Here is an 18,606-nt window from a genome sequence, read left to right as displayed (position 1 = left end):
TCGCTTTATAAGCACAAGTGAAGTGACTTTATTTATCAGGCTGAGGTCGTTAAACTAGCAGCCTTAAACTAATCGTTAAGCGCTAAATAAACAGTAAAGGTTATGCAATGAGTTTTGAGAATCCCGATCACCAATTAGATGCCATTGGCCTACGCTGTCCGGAGCCTGTAATGATGATCAGAAGCGCGGTACGTAAAATGGAAAATGGCGAAACTTTATTAATTATTGCCGACGACCCATCCACCACCCGTGATATCCCCAGTTTCTGCCGCTTTATGGATCACACATTGTTAGAAAAGGAAGTGGATGCAGTACCGTATCGATATTTAGTGAAAAAAGGGCTATAAATCAATAATTAACCATAATTAAAACATTCATTAATCCCAGTAAAAGTTTATTTTCAGCTGCCACTGAAACTCTGTTGCATGTTTATAACCAAATCGTATATCGAAATCTTGATTGATAGGCACTGATAGCTCGATGTTAGTTGCAATACCGCTTAACTGTTGGTGATAAAACTTCTCAATTGATGTTCTTAGTTTTAAATTAGAAGTTACAGTCGTTAAAAATCCTAGCTCTATTGAAGTATCCAGCCATTGTTGGGTGCTTTGTAATTCACCAGCATAACCATTAATCATACCGTACACTAGCGACTGATTAGCATTTAATAACCATGACTTTCCAACTCCTGCCATGGCAAATGTACTTGAGCAACTAAAGCACTGGCTGCGATTTCTTTCATAACCTACATTTATCTGCCATGCCCAACCGCCTTCATTTGGCCACTGGCTATAGGCTGGGTTAAATGATTCTAGATCTAAAAGATGTAATTTTTCTAGATATAACTGCGAATCAAATAAAGCAACTTCAACATCCAACATCTCTAAATTAGAGTAAGGAACTCTGGCAATATCAGAAGCTAATGAATCAAAATAACTTAATCTGAAACCTAAATTTAGACTTTGTTCATTTTTATACACAGTCGAAGAAATAGATATATTTGAGGGTTTCTGAGCTGAATGCGGTGCATGTTTATCATAATTAATAAAAGAGGTTTCTTTACCTGGAGGTAGGACTAAACGAGCTTTAATAAGAGCTTTTTTTAACTTTTCAATGTGTTCAACATCATATTTTTTTATTTGTTGCAACTGAACAAACTCAAAAAGAGTTTCAATAATTCGTTTTTTAGTTACCACATCTAGATTTGTAAATGTCGGCTCAAAAAGTATATTTTGCGAATGATAAATAGCTAAAGCCAGCTTGGAGTCTTTCGCTGAAAGATTGTTTTCATATTGATGAAAAACACTACTTCTTGAAGGAGTAAACTCAATCTGTTTTACTAGCTTTTCGTTATTATATTGAGCACTATTTAAGCGAGAAAAAATAGTCGCAGGAATAACCCAAGGCGAAAGCTCATTCGTTAACTGCTCCCCTATAATTAATTCAACAACCCTTGCGATATGAAATGCACAGTTTTCATCCGCAAAATAGTAAGAATACTTAGCCCCCATAATTTCCCATAAATGATTAGTTAAAAAGAGGACGTCTTCTTGGCTAAAGTTAAGCTTATATTCCCATATATCTCTCAGCTCTATTTCACCATAGTTATGTTGATGACGGTAAAATAGTTGATCAGAAAAACCGGCCTCGTAACCGCCAAATAGCCCTTTCGTAATATAGACCAAACCGTTTTCATTATCAGGAACTAGTGCGCCATAATTTAAGCTATAATCTAGTAACTTATTGTGCTCTGGCGTTGATCTATTTAGCTTTAAAAGCATATGACCATAAAGCGAAGCCGGATTACTCATATACCCTGAAGCAAAGACTAAACTTACAGAGTGAATCGGTTGTTTATCTCTCCACTCTATAAGTTCGATGCATTCAACCTTTGGCTCTGAGAATTCAAGCCCTTGTGATAGTAACCACTGATATCTAGCAGGATATTTGCATTGCATTTGTGCGTCTTTATTAAATGCATCAATCGTTGCTTTTAACTCGGATGAAGGGTTATTTTTGCCATTTTTTGAGATAAAAAATGAATCACTCTCAATATAACTTTGAGGAGCTGATGCGTTTTTATAATGCCCTAATTTCAACCAGGTTGGATGCTCGGAAAGTGAGCTAGATGAATAAGATGAAAACGTAGCAAACAGTGCTAGTGCTGGTAAGTATTTGATTGTAGTCATAAGTATGAGTAGGTGCTGACACCTACTCTATTAACAGTTAAATAACTGGGCAAGTAGCTGCAAACTGTGTTGTCACTTTGCTTTCAACAATTGCATATAATGCTTGAGGGTCTTGAGCAGGTTTAGTCGCAAAATCGCTACGGATAGCATTTACAATTTGACCATGAGAACTAGCGTCACAACCACGCACATTTAACATTGCAGTAACATACTCACCTTCACCTTCAGCAATTTCTTGCTCAAGTACAGGGAATGTTTGTTGAATAAATAGAGCTGTTTTTGCACCTGCGCCTTCACAGCTACCTACAGATGATATATTTGAAGATACTGCTGTAGTACCTAAATCCCAAATAATATTTGAAATTGCTGCTGCGGTTCCATTCTCTGGGAATATCATTGCGCCGATACCACAATCCTGCCAAGGGTTAACGCCCTCTTTAGCCTGTAATGGAGCAGCTATAAAAGCCCCCGCTAAAACAACTGCTGTTACTGTAGTTTTTAACATCTGTAATCCTATTTTAATTTTTTTTATTCATATAAACGAGCAGAGTATAGTGATATCGAGCTCTTTATAGATTTAAAAGAAGTTTTGATATAATACTCAAAAATGATTGACTACGATTAACGCAAAAAATCAATAACAATATTAACAGGATGTAATTACTTTTGTAAATATAATCAGTGTACTCAAACCTAAATCTCTACTCTCACTTCTTTGTTATTGTTACTTTTGGCTGATCGTTATTATGATAATCGATACTAACGATGTAGCTGCCTTTAATTGCTGGTGTGAAGCTAAAGTAATTATAGGTAGTATTGCAATCTGCTTTGACGCTTTGCCCTAACGTCAGTGATTGACCGGTTGGATCTTGTTCACTGAATCCGCAATTATAACCTGCGCTCCAATCCATATCGGCAATTTTAAATTCATACACTTTACCCGGTGTTGAAAACTTTACTTGTGCTTGATAAAGCGCAGGCGCGACTTGAGTAAATTCATATTGCGTTTCTGCATCCCATAAATTGAAGTCACCGCGGAGGTACATTGTACGGTCAAGTTCTTGGCCTGGCAGTACATCGCTAAGATCTGGCATTTGTATTTGGCTCGAACAAGCACTCAATAAAGTAACTAGAGCCACTGTTAATATACGTTTCATAGGTATTCCCTCTAATACTAAAAAGCCAGCATAGCTGCTGGCTTTTTAAGCGAAGCTGAATTTATTTCTGTAATACAGAAATATCAGCAATATCTAAAAATAGACCACTCAGTTGACTTAGTAATGCTAAACGGTTTTGCTTAACGGCTTCATCGTCTGCCATTACCATCACGTTGTCGAAGAAGTTATCAACACTTTCACGAATACCAGCAAGCTGGGCAAGCGCTTCTTGATAGTCGCCAGCGGCGTATAACGGCGCTAATTCAGTGGCAAACTTAGCAACTTGTGCCGCTAATGCCTTTTCGGCATCATCGTTTAATAAGCTCTCGTCAACAGTGCCTTGCGTTGTAATATCATTTTTAGCCAGAATATTACTTACCCGTTTATTAGCTGCTGCAAGCGCTTCTGCGGCGTCTAATGTACGGAAGTGACTAACCGCTTTAACACGACGGTCAAAATCAACAGGCTTAGTTGGGCGACGCACTAGTACTGCTTGAATAACGTCTACTTCAATGCCTTCGTCTTGATACCAAGCGCGGAAACGCCCTAGCATAAATTCAAATACATCGGCTGATACATTTAAGTTAGTTAGCTTATCGCCAAACAGGGTTTGTGATTTTGCGACTAGATCTAAAATATCAAGTGGTAGTTCTTTTTCTACCATGATACGCAGCGCACCAATGGCAGCACGACGAAGCGCAAATGGATCTTTATCACCCTTTGGTGCTTGGCCAATACCAAAAATACCTACCAGTGTATCGAACTTATCGGCAATCGCTACTGCGCAGCTAATTAAGTTTGTAGGTAAATTATCACCGGCAAAACGCGGCATGTATTGCTCGTTTTGGGCAATGGCAACATCTTCGGCTTCACCGTCATGGCGTGCATAGTGCATCCCCATCACACCTTGTACGTCAGTAAACTCCATCACCATTTCGGTCATTAGATCGGTTTTACTTAATAAACCAGCACGCTTAGCAAGTGTTTTATCGGCACCTAATTGCTCAGCAATGTAACCAGCAAGTTCACTAATACGCTCTGACTTATCTTTAAGCGTACCTAATTGCTGTTGGAACAATACGCTATTAAGTGACTCTAACCGGCTTTCAAGAGTTTTCTTTTTATCTGTTTCAAAGAAGAACTGCGCGTCAGCTAAACGCGGGCGCACTACTTTCTCGTTACCAGCAATAACTACGCTTGGGTTTTTACTTTCGATGTTTGAAACAAACAAAAACTTATTAAGTAGCTTGCCGTCTTGATCAAGTAATGGGAAGTATTTTTGATCGTCTTTCATAGTGTAGATCAGCGCTTCGGCTGGTACATCTAAAAACGCTTCTTCAAATGTTGCAGTAAGAGTTACTGGCCATTCAACCAATGAAGTTACTTCTTCAAGTAAATCTTCATCCATAGCTACTACTGCATTAACGGCTGTTGCTGCAGCTTCGATTTGGCTACGAATTTGTGCTTTACGCTGCTGGTAATCAGCAACAACATGTGCTGACTTAAGCACCTCAAAAACATCATCAGCGTGTTTGATTGTGATTTTTTCTGGATGATGAAAACGATGGCCTTGCAGTTGGTTACCCACTGCTTTACCAAGGACTTCGCCTTCAATTAGCTGATTGCCAAACAAAATAGTTGCGGTATGAACAGGACGAATAAATTGTGTTTTATTCGCCCCCCAACGCATTGGTTTAGGAATAGGAAGTTTAGCTAACGCTTTATTTACCGCATCAGCCATCAAGGCTGTGGTTTCTTTGCCTGCTACTTTAGCAATGTGTAACAACCATGCACCTTTATCGGTCTCGAGTGTTTGCGCTTCACTTACTTCAATACCACAACCACGAGCCCAACCCATTGCAGCTTTGGTCGGCTTGCCATCGGCATCAAATGCAGCCTTCGTTGCTGGACCACGTTTTTCTACTTCTTTGTCTTGTTGCTGAGCTTCAAGTGCTGTTACTTGTAAACCTAAGCGACGAGGAGATGCATACCAGCTTACGCCTTGGTGATTAAGCTCTAGGCTCTCAAGCTCTGCTGTCAGATTTGCAGCAAATGCTTCGGCAAGTTTACGCAATGATTTTGGTGGCAACTCTTCGGTGCCAATTTCTACTAATAAATTTTGTGCTGACATGCTTACTTATCCTTACACAACGGGAAACCAAGCGCTTCGCGTTTGTCATAATAACTTTGTGCACACGCTTTAGATAATGCACGAACGCGCAAGATATAACGTTGGCGCTCTGTCACCGAAATAGCGTGACGTGCATCCAATAAGTTAAATGCGTGTGATGCTTTCATTACTTGCTCATAAGCAGGTAATGGTAAGCTTGCTTCAATTAGCTTTTGGCTCTCAGCTTCGCATTTATCAAACTGGGCAAATAAATCTTCAACATTTGCATGCTCAAAGTTATAAGTTGATTGCTCAACTTCGTTCTGATGGAATACATCACCGTAAGTAACACGGCCCATTGGGCCATCAGCCCATACTAGATCGTAGATGCTATCTACGCCTTGAATGTACATAGCTAAACGCTCAAGACCATAAGTGATCTCACCAGTAACAGGAGAGCACTCTAAGCCCCCTACTTGTTGGAAGTAGGTAAACTGGGTTACTTCCATACCGTTTAACCAGATCTCCCAACCAAGACCCCATGCGCCTAGCGTAGGTGATTCCCAGTTGTCTTCAACGAAGCGTACTTCGTCAGTAAGGGTATCAATGCCAACAGCCGCTAATGAGCCTAAATATAGCTCCTGGATGTTATCTGGTGATGGTTTTAATACGACTTGGAACTGGTAGTAATGTTGCAGGCGATTTGGATTCTCACCATAACGGCCATCGGTAGGACGACGACACGGTTGCACATACGCGCTCGACATTGGCTCAGGACCAATAGACTTTAAAAATGTTTGCGGATGAAATGTGCCTGCACCAACTTCCATATCAAGTGGCTGAATAATGACACAGCCTTGCTGTGCCCAGTAATCCTGTAAAGCCAGGATCAAACCTTGAAAGGTTTTAACGTCATATTTTTGCATATTTGGCTTTTAGTATCTGCTGTGATGTAGCGTGAAAATTACCTTCAGTATACCTTGTGCGTAGTCATGTTTTAAGCAGTTTGTGCAATTGAGAAAATAAAAAAGGAGCCTAAGGCTCCTTTTTTGTAATTACTATAATTTAATTATACGTCTAAGTTAACTACACGTAGTGCATTCGTTTCTATGAACTCACGACGCGGCTCAACTTGGTCACCCATCAAGGTTGCGAATAATTGGTCTGCACCAACAGCATCTTCAATGGTTACTTGTAACATGCGACGCGCTGAAGGATCCATGGTAGTTTCCCACAGCTGACTTGGATTCATCTCACCTAGCCCTTTATAGCGCTGGATATATAGCCCACGCTTAGATTCTGCGATCAACCATTCCAATGCATCCACAAAGTTATCAACAGCTAGTGTCTTCTCACCACGTTGAATATAAGCACCTTCACTTAAGATATTGGCAATGTTAGTACCAGTTACTGCGATGCGTTTATAATCACGTGAAGAGATAAAATCATGGCTCAGTACGTGTGCCTTATCAACACCGTGTTGGCGAATATTGATAACTGGGTAATATAAGTTACGCTCAGTATCATGCTCTGTTGCAGCAGCGAAGATAGTTGCATCTTCATCACGTGCGACTAAGTCATCGACTAACGTTTTGGTCCACTCGATTACTTTAGCTTCATCGGCTAAATCAGTTTCGTTTAGCTCTGTTTGATAGATCAAACGTTCCATCACCGTATTCGGGTATTTACGTTTTAAGCGTTCAATAACTTTAACGGTGTTTTGATAATCATGAACGATAGCCTCTAAAGCTTCACCTTCAAGTGCAGATGCATCAGCACCGGTATAAAGTGCGGCACCATTTAATGCTAATGAAGTTAGGTATTCGACAAGTGCTGGATCATCTTTAATATAGCGCTCTTGTTTACCTTTTTTCACTTTATAAAGTGGTGGTTGAGCAATATAGATATAACCACGTTCAACTATTTCTGGCATTTGACGGTAGAAAAAGGTCAATAGTAACGTACGAATGTGCGAACCATCGACGTCAGCATCGGTCATGATAATGATGCGGTGATAGCGTAATTTTTCAGGGTTATACTCATCGCGACCAATACCACAACCAAGGGCTGTAATTAACGTGGCAACTTCTTGTGAAGATAACATCTTATCAAAACGCGCTTTCTCTACGTTTAGTATTTTACCTTTAAGCGGAAGAATCGCTTGATTCTTACGGTTACGACCCTGCTTAGCTGATCCGCCAGCAGAGTCCCCTTCCACTATATATAGTTCAGACAGGGCTGGATCTTTTTCTTGGCAATCCGCTAACTTACCAGGTAAACCTGCTAAGTCCATTGCGCCTTTACGACGAGTCATTTCACGGGCTTTACGCGCCGCTTCACGAGCACGAGAAGCATCAATGATTTTACCAACAACTATTTTTGCGTCTACTGGATTTTCTAATAAGAATTCAGTGAATTTCTCAGCCATTGCCTGTTCTACAGCTGATTTAACTTCGCTTGAAACTAGCTTATCTTTGGTTTGTGATGAGAACTTAGGATCAGGAACTTTAACACTAACAACTGCAGTTAAGCCTTCACGGGCATCATCGCCTGTTGCATTACTGGTTGTTTTAGCTTTTTTGTTAAAGCCTTCTTTTTCCATATAGTTGTTAAGTGTACGAGTTAGCGCAGATCTAAAACCGGCTAAGTGAGTACCACCATCACGTTGTGGAATGTTGTTTGTAAAACAGTAAATGTTTTCTTGGTAAGCATCATTCCACTGCATTGATACTTCAACGCTAATACCATCTTCTTCACGTTCATGAGTAAAGTGGAATACACCTTTATGAATAGGTGTTTTATTACGGTTTAAATACTCAACGAAGGCACGAATACCCCCTTCATATTTAAAGTGGTCAGTTTTATTTTCTTCGCGTTCATCATTTAAAATAATACTCACACCTGAATTCAGGAATGATAACTCGCGTAAGCGCTTAGCTAAAATATCGTAATGGAAATCTAAGTTTGTGAAAGTCTCACCACTTGGCCAAAAACGAAGTTCAGTACCTGTGGTTTCTGATTCGCCAATTACAGCTAGTGGCGCATCAGGAACACCCATAGTGTAAAATTGCTCATGTAGCTTGCCTTCACGACGAACCGTTAGCTTTAATTTTTCTGAAAGCGCATTTACTACTGAAACACCAACACCGTGTAAGCCGCCTGATACTTTATATGAGTTATCATCAAACTTACCACCAGCATGTAGTACAGTCATAATTACTTCAGCAGCTGACACGCCTTCTTCTTCATGAATTGAAGTTGGAATACCACGGCCGTTATCTCGAACAGAGACAGAACCATCTAAATGAATTGTGACATAGATGTCATCACAGTGACCTGCTAAGGCTTCATCGATAGAGTTATCAACGACCTCAAACACCATATGGTGTAAGCCTGTGCCATCATCGGTGTCCCCTATATACATTCCAGGACGCTTTCTTACTGCGTCTAATCCTTTTAGTACTTTAATACTCGACGAATCGTAATTCTCAGACATGGTTAATCCCACTTATCTTGTTATTAGGTTGCCATGTTTCACGTGGAACATTTGTAGTTCTCGTTGCATGGGTTCCACCACAGCAGAAATACTTTCAGATTGAATTGTAGAGATAAATATTTGAGAGCTACAGTGCGACAATAACTGTCCTACTTTCTCTTTCGTATCTTCCCCTAACTCTGAAGGTAGATCATCTATTAGCAATATTGATTGCTTTTCTGTCTCTGACTCAATCAAACTATTTTGCGTTACTTTTAACGCATAAAGCAATAGCTTCAATTGACCGCGTGAAAAGGTGTTTTCCACACTATTGCCAGCGACACTAAAACTGAAATCAGCTTTATGCGGCCCTTTATTTGTAAAACCTTGGCGACTATCACGCTCAAAGCTTTGTTCGAGAGCGTCGGCTAGAGATTCATTTTCTTTCCAACCAGCATAAAAACTTATTTCTAAATCGCGTATAAGCGTTAATTCTGCACACATTTTATCAAAAAATTGCTGCTTAAACCTACTTATATACGCAATTCGTAAATTATTTATTTGGTCAGCCAGTCTAACAAATTCTTTATCCCAAAACTTGATTTGATCAAAATAATTCTTAGGCTTACTTTTCAATAATGCATTACGTTGCTTTAATACTTTATTGAAAGATTGCCACAAATAAAAAAAGTCTTGTTCCACGTGGAACAATCCTAAATCTAAAAATTTTCGGCGTTCTTTTGGACCTCCAAAAAACAACGAATAGCTTTCAGGGGTGATCACTTGTACTGGCATTAACTGGGCAAGTTCAGACACTCGACGACTAGACTTACCCTGTATTTTTAATTCTGTCTCACCACTTAAAGTCTTACTAATACCGATTGGAATTGATAAGTTATAAAGTGATTTACGACCATGAATGGTGAATTTTTCTTTATGGTGCGTAATGATACTTTTGTGTTTTGGGGTGCGGAAAGACTTGCCATGAGAAAGGTAATAAATAGCCTCAAGAAGGCTGGTTTTGCCACTGCCATTTTCACCATAAATTATGTTAATACCATTCACTGGCTCTACAGTGAGTGCCTCAATATTCCGAAAATTATTGAGGCTCAAATGACTTAAACTCATAGTGCCTTATAAGCGCATTGGCATAACAACGTACATGGCTTCTTCATCGCCAGCACCTTCTATCAATGCACTACTATTTGAATCAGCAAGCGTAAATAAAACGTCTTCTGTTTTTAATGTATTTAATACATCTAAAACATACGATACGTTAAAGCCAATTTCTAAGTCATCACCTTGATAGCTCACTTCAACCACTTCCTCAGCTTGCTCTTGCTCTGGGTTGTTGGCGGTAATTTTTAATAGTCCGTTCGATAAGTTTAACCGTACACCTCTAAACTTCTCGTTCGATAAAATAGATACCCGTTGAAACGCACTGCGTAACCATTCACGATTTGCGGTAATCACTTTATCACCACCACGTGGCAATACTCGGCGGTAATCAGGAAAACGTCCATCAACTAATTTACTCGTAAAAGTAAACTCTGTATCTAAAATACGAATATGATTTGCACCAAATTGAATTGTAACCAACTCATCATCAGCAACCATTAGACGCATAATTTCTTGTACGCCTTTACGCGGAATTATTAGCTGACGTTGAGTATTTAACGATTGCGTTAATTGTTTTTGCGCAATTGCTAAACGGTGACCATCAGTAGCCACTGTTTTTATATCAGTATTATCTACTTCAAACGACATACCATTTAAGTAATAGCGTACGTCTTGATTGGCCATCGAAAAGTGGGTGCTTTCAAGTAACTTTCGCAGTTCTAAGCGCGTTAGTTGAAATTCAACTTCACCATCCCACTGCTCAAGATTAGGAAAGTCTTCCGCAGCGAGTGTAGTTAATGAAAAGCGGCTTTTTCCACTGGTCAGTAATAGTTGGTGATCTTGACTGCTCAACGTTAAATCTGAACCGTCTGGCAGACTTTTACAAATATCGAGTAATTTTTTAGCTGGCAAAGTCAATTTTGCATCAGCGGTATCATCGCCAACAAAAACCTTTGCGACAAGTTCAATTTCAAGGTCTGTGCCTGTCATTGAAAGTTCGCCATTTTCAACCTCTAACAAAACGTTAGATAAGATAGGCAAGGTATGCTTGCGCTCAATTGCGCCAGATACTTGCACCAAAGGTTTTAAAAATTGTTCTCTTGATATAGTTATTTGCATAATAAAGTCAGCCCTAAGATGACAATGTTCTTATTAGGTTTTGATAATCTTCTTTCACTTCGTGGCTTTCATCACGTAGTGATTTAATCTTTCTGCACGCATGCAATACTGTAGTGTGGTCGCGGCCACCAAAGGCATCACCAATTTCAGGTAAGCTGTGATTGGTAAGTTCTTTAGACAATGCCATAGCAACTTGACGAGGTCTTGCGATAGAGCGGCTGCGGCGCTTAGATAGCAGGTCTGAGACGCGAATACGATAATATTCAGCAACCGTACGTTGAATATTGTCTATCGTGACCAGTTTGTCCTGCAAAGCGAGTAAGTCACGTAATGCTTCTTTTACAAAGTCGATCGAAATTGGTCGACCAGTAAAGTTTGCATTAGCAATCACACGATTAAGCGCGCCCTCTAACTCACGCACATTTGAACGTAATTTTTTAGCGATAAAAAAGGCCACTTCGTGAGGTAAATTAATTTTACTCTGCTGGGCTTTTTTCATCAAAATAGCCACTCGCGTTTCAAGCTCTGGCGGCTCAATCGCGATGGTTAAACCCCAACCAAAACGTGATTTAAGGCGATCTTCAACCCCTTCAATCTCTTTTGGATAACGATCTGAGGTTAAAATAATTTGTTGGTTACCTTCAAGTAATGCATTGAAAGTATGAAAGAATTCTTCTTGAGAGCGTTCTTTGTTAGCAAAAAACTGAATATCATCGATCATTAAAGCATCAACACTGCGGTAATAACGCTTAAATTCTTCAATAGCATTATTTTGCAGGGCTTTAACCATATCTTGCACAAAGCGTTCGGAGTGCATATAAACAATTTTTGCATCTGGCTTATTTGCCATAATACCATTGCCAACCGCATGTAATAAATGCGTTTTACCTAAACCCGTTCCACCATATATAAATACCGGGTTAAAGGCTGCACCAGGATTATCCGCAACTTGCGTCGCAGCAGCTTTTGCTAACTGGTTAGATTTACCTTCAACAAAACTATCAAAGGTGTAGTTTTCTTTAATGTTTGATTTGTAACCAGACTTAGGAGCAGGCTCAACCACAGCTTTAGCTGCTTTTGGTTGCTGCTTTGCCGCCGGCTGATTCATCGGGGTCGCAGAGCCAGTTGTTGCAGGCGCGATCACTTGCGCATTGTGGATTGGCTTACTACCTACATCAAAGCGTAACTCTGGCGCTTCATCCTTACAAATCTCAACAAGTAATTCATTAATTCGGTTTAAGTACTTTTCTCTTACCCAATCAAGCACAAAGCGATTAGGTGCATAAATCGTCAGGGTATCTTCGGTACTTTCTGCTTGTAGTGGTCTTACCCACATACTGAACTGCTGCGAAGGCAGTTCATCTTGCAATACATATAAACAACTTTGCCAAACCGACAGATACACAGTTAAACTCCCAAAGACTTAGTATTTATTCCCGGTCATCTTTAGTGGCCGGAAATCATACATTTATTACTATTATTTAGGCAATTTATTAACCCAAGACCGAGTATTATGAATGCACTTTATCCACAAGTACAAGATTGATTTTTTTGAAAAATATGATCTGGCTAAAAAAAACAAGCAAGACGTTGATTTTTAATAGCAATTATTTTTAACTTCAAAGTATGATCATAGCAAAAAAGGGCTTGGATCGCGATCAAATTATGTGATCTATTTTACTTACCCCAAGCTTTTATGCACTTTTTATACAGAGCCTGTGGAAAACTTCTTTAATATAAGGATCCTAGCAGATCCTGCCAACAGATCTATTATCACCCCTCTATTATAAATGCGATTATGGTTGACTTTAAGGCACTTCATCGATAATATCTCGCGCTCGCAATGGCACCTGTGCCAGGATCGCGACCTGCATAGGATGTTTTAACCTTTAACCGATCGGATGGAATTGTTATGAAAAGAACTTTTCAACCTAGCGTTTTAAAACGCAAACGTGCACACGGTTTCCGTGCTCGCATGGCAACTGTAAATGGCCGTAAAGTATTAGCTCGTCGCCGCGCTAAAGGCCGCAAAGTTCTTTCTGCTTAATATATAAGTGGAAGACTTTAACTTTGGCAGGGAGTTACGTCTGTTAACTCCCTCGCATTACTCTCGCATCTTTAATGAACCCGCTCGGGCCGCAACTCCTTTCTTTACCTTATTAGCAAAACCCAATGACCAAGCAAAACCTCGCTTAGGACTCACTGTCGCTAAAAAACGGGTTAAAAAAGCTTGCCAACGAAACCGTATTAAACGTCTTGCTCGCGAAAGTTTTCGTTTAAACCAACACACTATTGATAATGTCGATATTGTGCTGATGGTTAAAAGTGGTATTGATGAACAGTCAAATGAAGAGCTAACTAAACAACTCACTAAATTATGGCGCAAGATTAACGAACGCTGTAAACCTGGTGCACCAAAACCACCGCCGTTTAAAAAACGCCCCAACAAATCGGCTAAATCCAATAAACAGAGCCAATAGCAATAGAATTACATGGTTAATTAAGGTATCTTTAGCTCACCTTTTAATCATGCATTTAAAATTCCATTTTGGGCGTTTAAATTCATGGTATCCATTCACTAAATATTACGCAGAGGCTTGAACATCATGAGGTTACTAAAACCACTTGTTGCTTTTCCTAAGCGCTGTTTAGTGTTATTAATTCGTGGTTATCAAAAGTGGATTAGTCCGCTGTTAGGTCCGCATTGTCGCTTTAATCCAACCTGCTCTAGTTATGCTATTCAAGCAATTAATTTGCATGGATCTGTAAAAGGGAGTTGGTTAGCGGTTAAACGCATATTAAAATGTCATCCTTTACATTCAGGTGGGGATGATCCCGTACCTGAAAAATTAACCCATATTAACCACCAACACGAGAAATAAGAGCTGTTATGGAATCGCAACGCACGTTTTTATTCATCGGCCTGATGCTTGTATCGTTTTTATTGTTCCAAGAGTGGAATAAAGACTACAACGCACCAAAAGTCGATCCTAGTGCCAACACACAAACACTACAAACTAATTCCCCTGACTCTGATGATTATGTTCCATCATCAACCGATGGTGAATTACCTACTGCAGCAACAACCGCGAAACGTTCAGTTATTGAAATTACGACTGACGTATTCAAAGTTAAAATTGACACCCGTGGTGGTGATATTGTTGAAGCTGACTTACTGCAATACGAAGAAACAAAAGGTAGCGAAACGCCTTATATGTTACTTGGTGAGTTTGATGGTAAACAATACTTCTCTCAGAGTGGTTTAATAGGCTTAAATGGCCCAGATGCATCTGCAGAAGGTCGCCCGGTTTATCACACGGAGCAAAAAACATTTGCTTTAACAGGTGACGAACTTCGCGTACCACTTACATTTACTGATAGCAAAGGTGTTAGTTTTACTAAAACGTATGTATTCAAAAAAGGTCAATACGATGTTGCTTTAGAATACTCAGTAAATAACACCACCGCAGAGCCAATTCAAGTACAGCTGTATACGCAAGTAAAACGCACAGTACAAGATAAAGGCAGCTTAGTTGACCAAAACTACTTAGGTGCTGCCTATGGTTCAGCTGAGGAAAAGTACGAGAAATATAGCTTTTCTGATATGGCCGACAAAAACCTTAGCATAAATACCCAAGGTGGTTATATTGCTTTTATTCAGCACTACTTTGTAAGTGCGTGGGTTCCTTCGCAAGAACAGCAAAATACCCTTTACAGCTTAATTGCTAAAGGCAACGCAGCAATTATTGGTGCTAAAGGTGAGCCGATAAATGTACAAGCAAACCAACAAGCAACTCTTGGTGCAACTTACTATATGGGCCCGAAAGAGTCGGATATACTTGAAGCTATTCATCCGAACTTAGATTTAACTGTCGATTACGGTTGGTTATGGTTTATCTCACAGCCGTTATTTATACTATTAAAATGGCTACATAGCATACTAGGTAACTGGGGTGTGGCAATTATCGCCATTACTGTGATTGTTAAATCAGCAATGTACCCACTTACCAAAGCGCAATATACGTCAATGGCTAAGATGCGTGCCCTACAGCCTAAAATGGCTGCATTAAAAGAAAAGTTTGGTGATGACCGTCAAAAATTCGGCCAAGCAACCATGGAAATGTACCGCAAAGAGAAAGTAAACCCTATGGGTGGCTGTTTCCCTATTTTGCTGCAAATGCCAATTTTCTTAGCGCTATTTTATGTATTCTTAGAATCAACAGAACTGCGTCATGCTGAGTTTATTTTTTGGTTAACTGACTTATCTGCGAAAGACCCATACTACGTACTACCAATCTTATTTGGTGCCAGTATGTTTATTACTCAGAAGCTACAACCAATGACGGTAACTGATCCGATGCAACAAAAGATGATGACCTTTATGCCGGTTATCTTCTCAGTGTTCTTCCTTTGGTTCCCATCTGGTCTAGTACTTTACTGGTTAGTATCAAACCTTATCTCTATCGCACAGATGCTGATCATCTATCGCGGTATGGAAAAGCAAGGAATAAAAGTCAGGGGCTAATTTGCTCAGTTACTTAAATTAAGGCGACCATTGGTCGCCTTTTTTATTGCCCGCTATTCGCCAGTCATAACTGCATAGGTTACAATACGCCCATACCATTACTCTTTAAGTTGGCAAACTATTAGCATGATCAATCAAGACACAATTGCAGCACAAGCAACCGCACCTGGTCGTGGTGGCGTTGGTATTATTCGCGTTTCTGGCAGTTTAGTAAAAACCGTCGCCGAACAGATTATTGGTCGTTGCCCTAAGGTGCGTTACGCCGATTACGTGCCATTTAACAGTCTTGCTGGCGAGCAACTTGATCAAGGTATTGCTATTTATTTTGCCGGGCCAAACTCTTTCACTGGCGAAGATGTACTTGAACTACAAGGCCATGGCGGTCCTGTAGTACTGGATATGCTACTTAAAGAAATTAGCCAAATTGAAGGTGTACGATTAGCAAAGCCAGGCGAGTTTTCTGAGCGCGCCTTTATGAACGACAAAATGGACTTAACCCAAGCAGAAGCAATTGCTGACTTAATTAATGCCACTTCAGAACAAGCAGCCAAAAGCGCCTTACAATCACTCCAGGGCGAGTTCTCTAAGCACATTGATACCTTAGTTGAAAAAGTCATTCACTTGCGTATGTACGTTGAAGCGGCCATTGATTTTCCCGATGAGGAAATAGACTTTTTATCTGACGGTAAAGTCTCTGGTGATCTAAATGCCATTATCACCCAGCTAAGCAATGTGACCAATCAAGCAAAACAAGGCAGCATTATGCGTGAAGGTATGCGCGTGGTGATTGCTGGGCGCCCTAACGCAGGCAAATCTAGTTTACTAAATGCACTTGCAGGGCGTGAAGCCGCTATTGTTACTGAAATTGCCGGCACCACCCGTGACGTACTACGAGAACACATTCACATTGATGGCATGCCGCTACATATTATAGATACTGCAGGCCTGCGCGAAAGCCCAGACCGCGTTGAGCAAATAGGCATTGAACGCGCATGGGATGAAATAAAACAAGCCGACCGCGTGTTGTTTATGCTTGATGGCACTGATACCAAAGACACTGACCCACATGCTATTTGGCCAGAGTTTATGGCCAAACTACCTGCCGGTATGGGCGTAACCGTGATCCGAAATAAAGCCGATTTATCGGGTGACGAAGTCGGTATGAGCGAAAACCAGCAATATCCAGTGATCAGCTTAAGTGCTAAAAATGCTGATGGTATAGAGTTAGTTCGTACTCACTTAAAGGCATGTATAGGTTTTCAGGGAGCTACCGAAGGCGGCTTTATGGCCCGTCGTCGTCACTTGGATGCACTCGATAGCGCAGCTCATCATTTACAAACTGGCAAAGACCAATTAGAGATGCATATTGCCGGTGAGATCCTAGCTGAAGAACTACGTTTAACACAAAACTACTTAAACGAGATCACCGGTGAATTTACCTCTGACGATCTACTTGGCAAAATTTTCAGCTCATTTTGTATCGGTAAATAATTAAAAACTAAGGGTGCTTATATAAGCACTCTTAATCCCCTTCAAAAACCAGTATATTATTATACCAATCGACTTAAATATTTAACCATTCTAGCGAGCTACATAAAGCGCTAACTGCGTTATAATTTTTTCAATTAGAACAACTACATGTCAAAATTTACGCCTTGTTATCACTGTATTTATCTGTCGCTATAAATGGTCAGTAACTTTACACGATTGGTATTAGCTGTATTCAATAAAAAATACAAGTCGTTATTTAACCAACCGCTCTAAATTATCCGTCGCTATCACTGCCTTTTAGGTTTTTACAACGAGCTTAAAATTTACGTTCAGTGCCGAACTTGGCCAGCGTAGTCACCGTAATCTTTTTATAGTCATAATGAAATTCACTTTTGAGATCATTATGAATAAATACCAAACCTTTCATCAATTACATAAACAAGAGCAATTATTTTTATTACCAAATGCGTGGGATCCATTAAGCGCTCGTATATTAGCTGATGCTGGTTTTGCTGCTATCGCCACAACAAGTTGGGGGATGGCCCAATCTAGAGGTCAAGAAGATGGCGAACAATGCTCATTTGAGGAGTTTATAAGTCAGCTAAAACCAATAATCGATGCTGTTAATATTGCTGTTTCCGTGGATATTGAATCAGGTTACAGTAATGACGTAAACACTATTTGTCAGCATGTTTTGGCCGTAGCCAAATTAGGTGCTGTCGGTATTAATATTGAGGATTCAGATAAAAAAACAGCTCAGTTACGCTCCCTAGAACACCAAGTAGAGATCCTTAAAGCGATTAAAAACACTCTTAAAAAGTATGGTTTTTCACAGCTATTTATCAATGCTAGAACTGATTGCTACAGCCAAAATATGGCTTCTCTTGAACATGTAATAACTCGATCTTTGGCTTATCAAGACGCTGGCGTTGATGGTATTTTTATCCCTGGATTATCCGATTTAACAGCAATAAAGCAAATAACAACGACACTTAAGGTGCCACTTAACGTGATGGCACAGCCATTAAAAAGTGATTTTCTTTGCGATAATAGTAGTAATAGCAGCTCATTATTTGCACATGGCGTACAAAGATATACGCTTGGCAATGCACTATTTGATGCCACAAAAGCCTATATTTTTACCGCTAGCAGTACTTTAAATAGCACAAAAAGTAGCGATCATTTATTCTAATCGGAGTTTTAAAAGCTATTTATACAAAATTAAAATCATAATTAGTGATAAAAATAGCAACTAATTTAGAAATTGATCAGCACAAGCTCAAATTGTTATCCACAATTTGGGCTTTTTTGATCATTTTTAACTTAGAGGCATATAAAAAGTACTCAATTTATTAGCTCAAACAGTATAAATCGAGCAATAAACCCACTAAATCAACTTTAATTGCCATTAATTACTTATT

Annotated in this window: 16 protein-coding genes; 7 read left to right on the top strand and 9 right to left on the bottom strand. The window is 39.7% G+C overall.

The features are described from left to right. The first annotated feature begins 107 nt into the window (after positions 1-107). Positions 108-347: a sulfurtransferase TusA gene (tusA, locus tag H5158_RS16455; RefSeq protein ID WP_182718508.1), complete on the top strand. Its 240-nt coding sequence runs from the start codon at positions 108-110 to the stop codon at positions 345-347. Between the two features lie 30 nt (positions 348-377). On the opposite strand, the gene H5158_RS16450 is transcribed toward tusA, so the two are convergent. The 9 genes from H5158_RS16450 to dnaA all read right to left on the bottom strand — a co-directional run bounded on the left by H5158_RS16450 (position 378) and on the right by dnaA (position 12,574). Further along, complete coding sequence (locus H5158_RS16450) at positions 378-2,189, bottom strand: DUF4105 domain-containing protein (protein WP_182718509.1); 1,812 nt, start codon at positions 2,187-2,189, stop codon at positions 378-380. 37 nt (positions 2,190-2,226) lie between these two features. Further along, positions 2,227-2,694: a DUF3015 family protein gene (locus H5158_RS16445; RefSeq protein WP_149983174.1), complete on the bottom strand. Its 468-nt coding sequence runs from the start codon at positions 2,692-2,694 to the stop codon at positions 2,227-2,229. A 202-nt stretch (positions 2,695-2,896) separates the two neighbouring features. Further along, complete coding sequence (locus H5158_RS16440; RefSeq protein WP_182740443.1) at positions 2,897-3,346, bottom strand: hypothetical protein; 450 nt, start codon at positions 3,344-3,346, stop codon at positions 2,897-2,899. A gap of 61 nt (positions 3,347-3,407) precedes the next feature. Further along, complete coding sequence (gene glyS / locus H5158_RS16435; RefSeq protein WP_182740442.1) at positions 3,408-5,477, bottom strand: glycine--tRNA ligase subunit beta; 2,070 nt, start codon at positions 5,475-5,477, stop codon at positions 3,408-3,410. Between the two features lie 2 nt (positions 5,478-5,479). Continuing rightward, positions 5,480-6,382, bottom strand: a complete 903-nt coding sequence (glyQ, locus tag H5158_RS16430; protein ID WP_182718512.1) for a glycine--tRNA ligase subunit alpha — start codon at positions 6,380-6,382, stop codon at positions 5,480-5,482. Between the two features lie 143 nt (positions 6,383-6,525). Next, positions 6,526-8,952, bottom strand: a complete 2,427-nt coding sequence (gyrB, locus tag H5158_RS16425) for a DNA topoisomerase (ATP-hydrolyzing) subunit B (protein WP_149983171.1) — start codon at positions 8,950-8,952, stop codon at positions 6,526-6,528. A gap of 12 nt (positions 8,953-8,964) precedes the next feature. Continuing rightward, positions 8,965-10,059 (bottom strand): DNA replication/repair protein RecF, encoded by a 1,095-nt coding sequence (gene recF, locus H5158_RS16420; RefSeq protein WP_145241717.1) that lies wholly within the window; start codon positions 10,057-10,059, stop codon positions 8,965-8,967. 6 nt (positions 10,060-10,065) lie between these two features. Beyond that, on the bottom strand, positions 10,066-11,169 hold the full coding sequence (gene dnaN / locus H5158_RS16415; RefSeq protein ID WP_149983170.1) for a DNA polymerase III subunit beta: 1,104 nt from the start codon (positions 11,167-11,169) through the stop codon (positions 10,066-10,068). A gap of 13 nt (positions 11,170-11,182) precedes the next feature. Next, positions 11,183-12,574 carry a chromosomal replication initiator protein DnaA gene (dnaA, locus tag H5158_RS16410; protein WP_145241713.1) on the bottom strand — a complete coding sequence of 464 codons (1,392 nt, stop codon included), beginning with the start codon at positions 12,572-12,574 and terminating at the stop codon, positions 11,183-11,185. Between the two features lie 507 nt (positions 12,575-13,081). Here dnaA and rpmH point away from each other — a divergent pair. From rpmH to H5158_RS16380, 6 genes are all read left to right on the top strand, one after another. Further along, the gene (gene rpmH / locus H5158_RS16405; protein ID WP_004335215.1) at positions 13,082-13,216 is read left to right on the top strand and encodes a 50S ribosomal protein L34; all 135 of its coding nucleotides are present in this window, start codon (positions 13,082-13,084) and stop codon (positions 13,214-13,216) included. A gap of 7 nt (positions 13,217-13,223) precedes the next feature. Further along, on the top strand, positions 13,224-13,649 hold the full coding sequence (rnpA, locus tag H5158_RS16400; RefSeq protein ID WP_145241711.1) for a ribonuclease P protein component: 426 nt from the start codon (positions 13,224-13,226) through the stop codon (positions 13,647-13,649). A gap of 126 nt (positions 13,650-13,775) precedes the next feature. Continuing rightward, the gene (gene yidD, locus H5158_RS16395; protein ID WP_064668255.1) at positions 13,776-14,051 is read left to right on the top strand and encodes a membrane protein insertion efficiency factor YidD; all 276 of its coding nucleotides are present in this window, start codon (positions 13,776-13,778) and stop codon (positions 14,049-14,051) included. 8 nt (positions 14,052-14,059) lie between these two features. After that, on the top strand, positions 14,060-15,694 hold the full coding sequence (gene yidC, locus H5158_RS16390) for a membrane protein insertase YidC (protein WP_182740441.1): 1,635 nt from the start codon (positions 14,060-14,062) through the stop codon (positions 15,692-15,694). Positions 15,695-15,820: 126 nt separating this feature from the next. After that, entirely contained in the window at positions 15,821-17,185 is a 1,365-nt protein-coding gene (mnmE, locus tag H5158_RS16385) for a tRNA uridine-5-carboxymethylaminomethyl(34) synthesis GTPase MnmE (protein ID WP_145241707.1), read from the top strand. A 403-nt stretch (positions 17,186-17,588) separates the two neighbouring features. Further along, positions 17,589-18,377, top strand: a complete 789-nt coding sequence (locus H5158_RS16380) for an isocitrate lyase/phosphoenolpyruvate mutase family protein (protein ID WP_182740440.1) — start codon at positions 17,589-17,591, stop codon at positions 18,375-18,377. Positions 18,378-18,606: the final 229 nt, after the last annotated feature.

Origin of the sequence: Pseudoalteromonas sp. SR45-6, assembly GCF_014163545.1 — a bacterium.
Classification (GTDB): domain Bacteria; phylum Pseudomonadota; class Gammaproteobacteria; order Enterobacterales; family Alteromonadaceae; genus Pseudoalteromonas; species Pseudoalteromonas rhizosphaerae.
The sequence above is the reverse complement of the archived record's forward strand: the minus strand, read 5'-3'. Positions and strand labels throughout refer to the sequence as shown.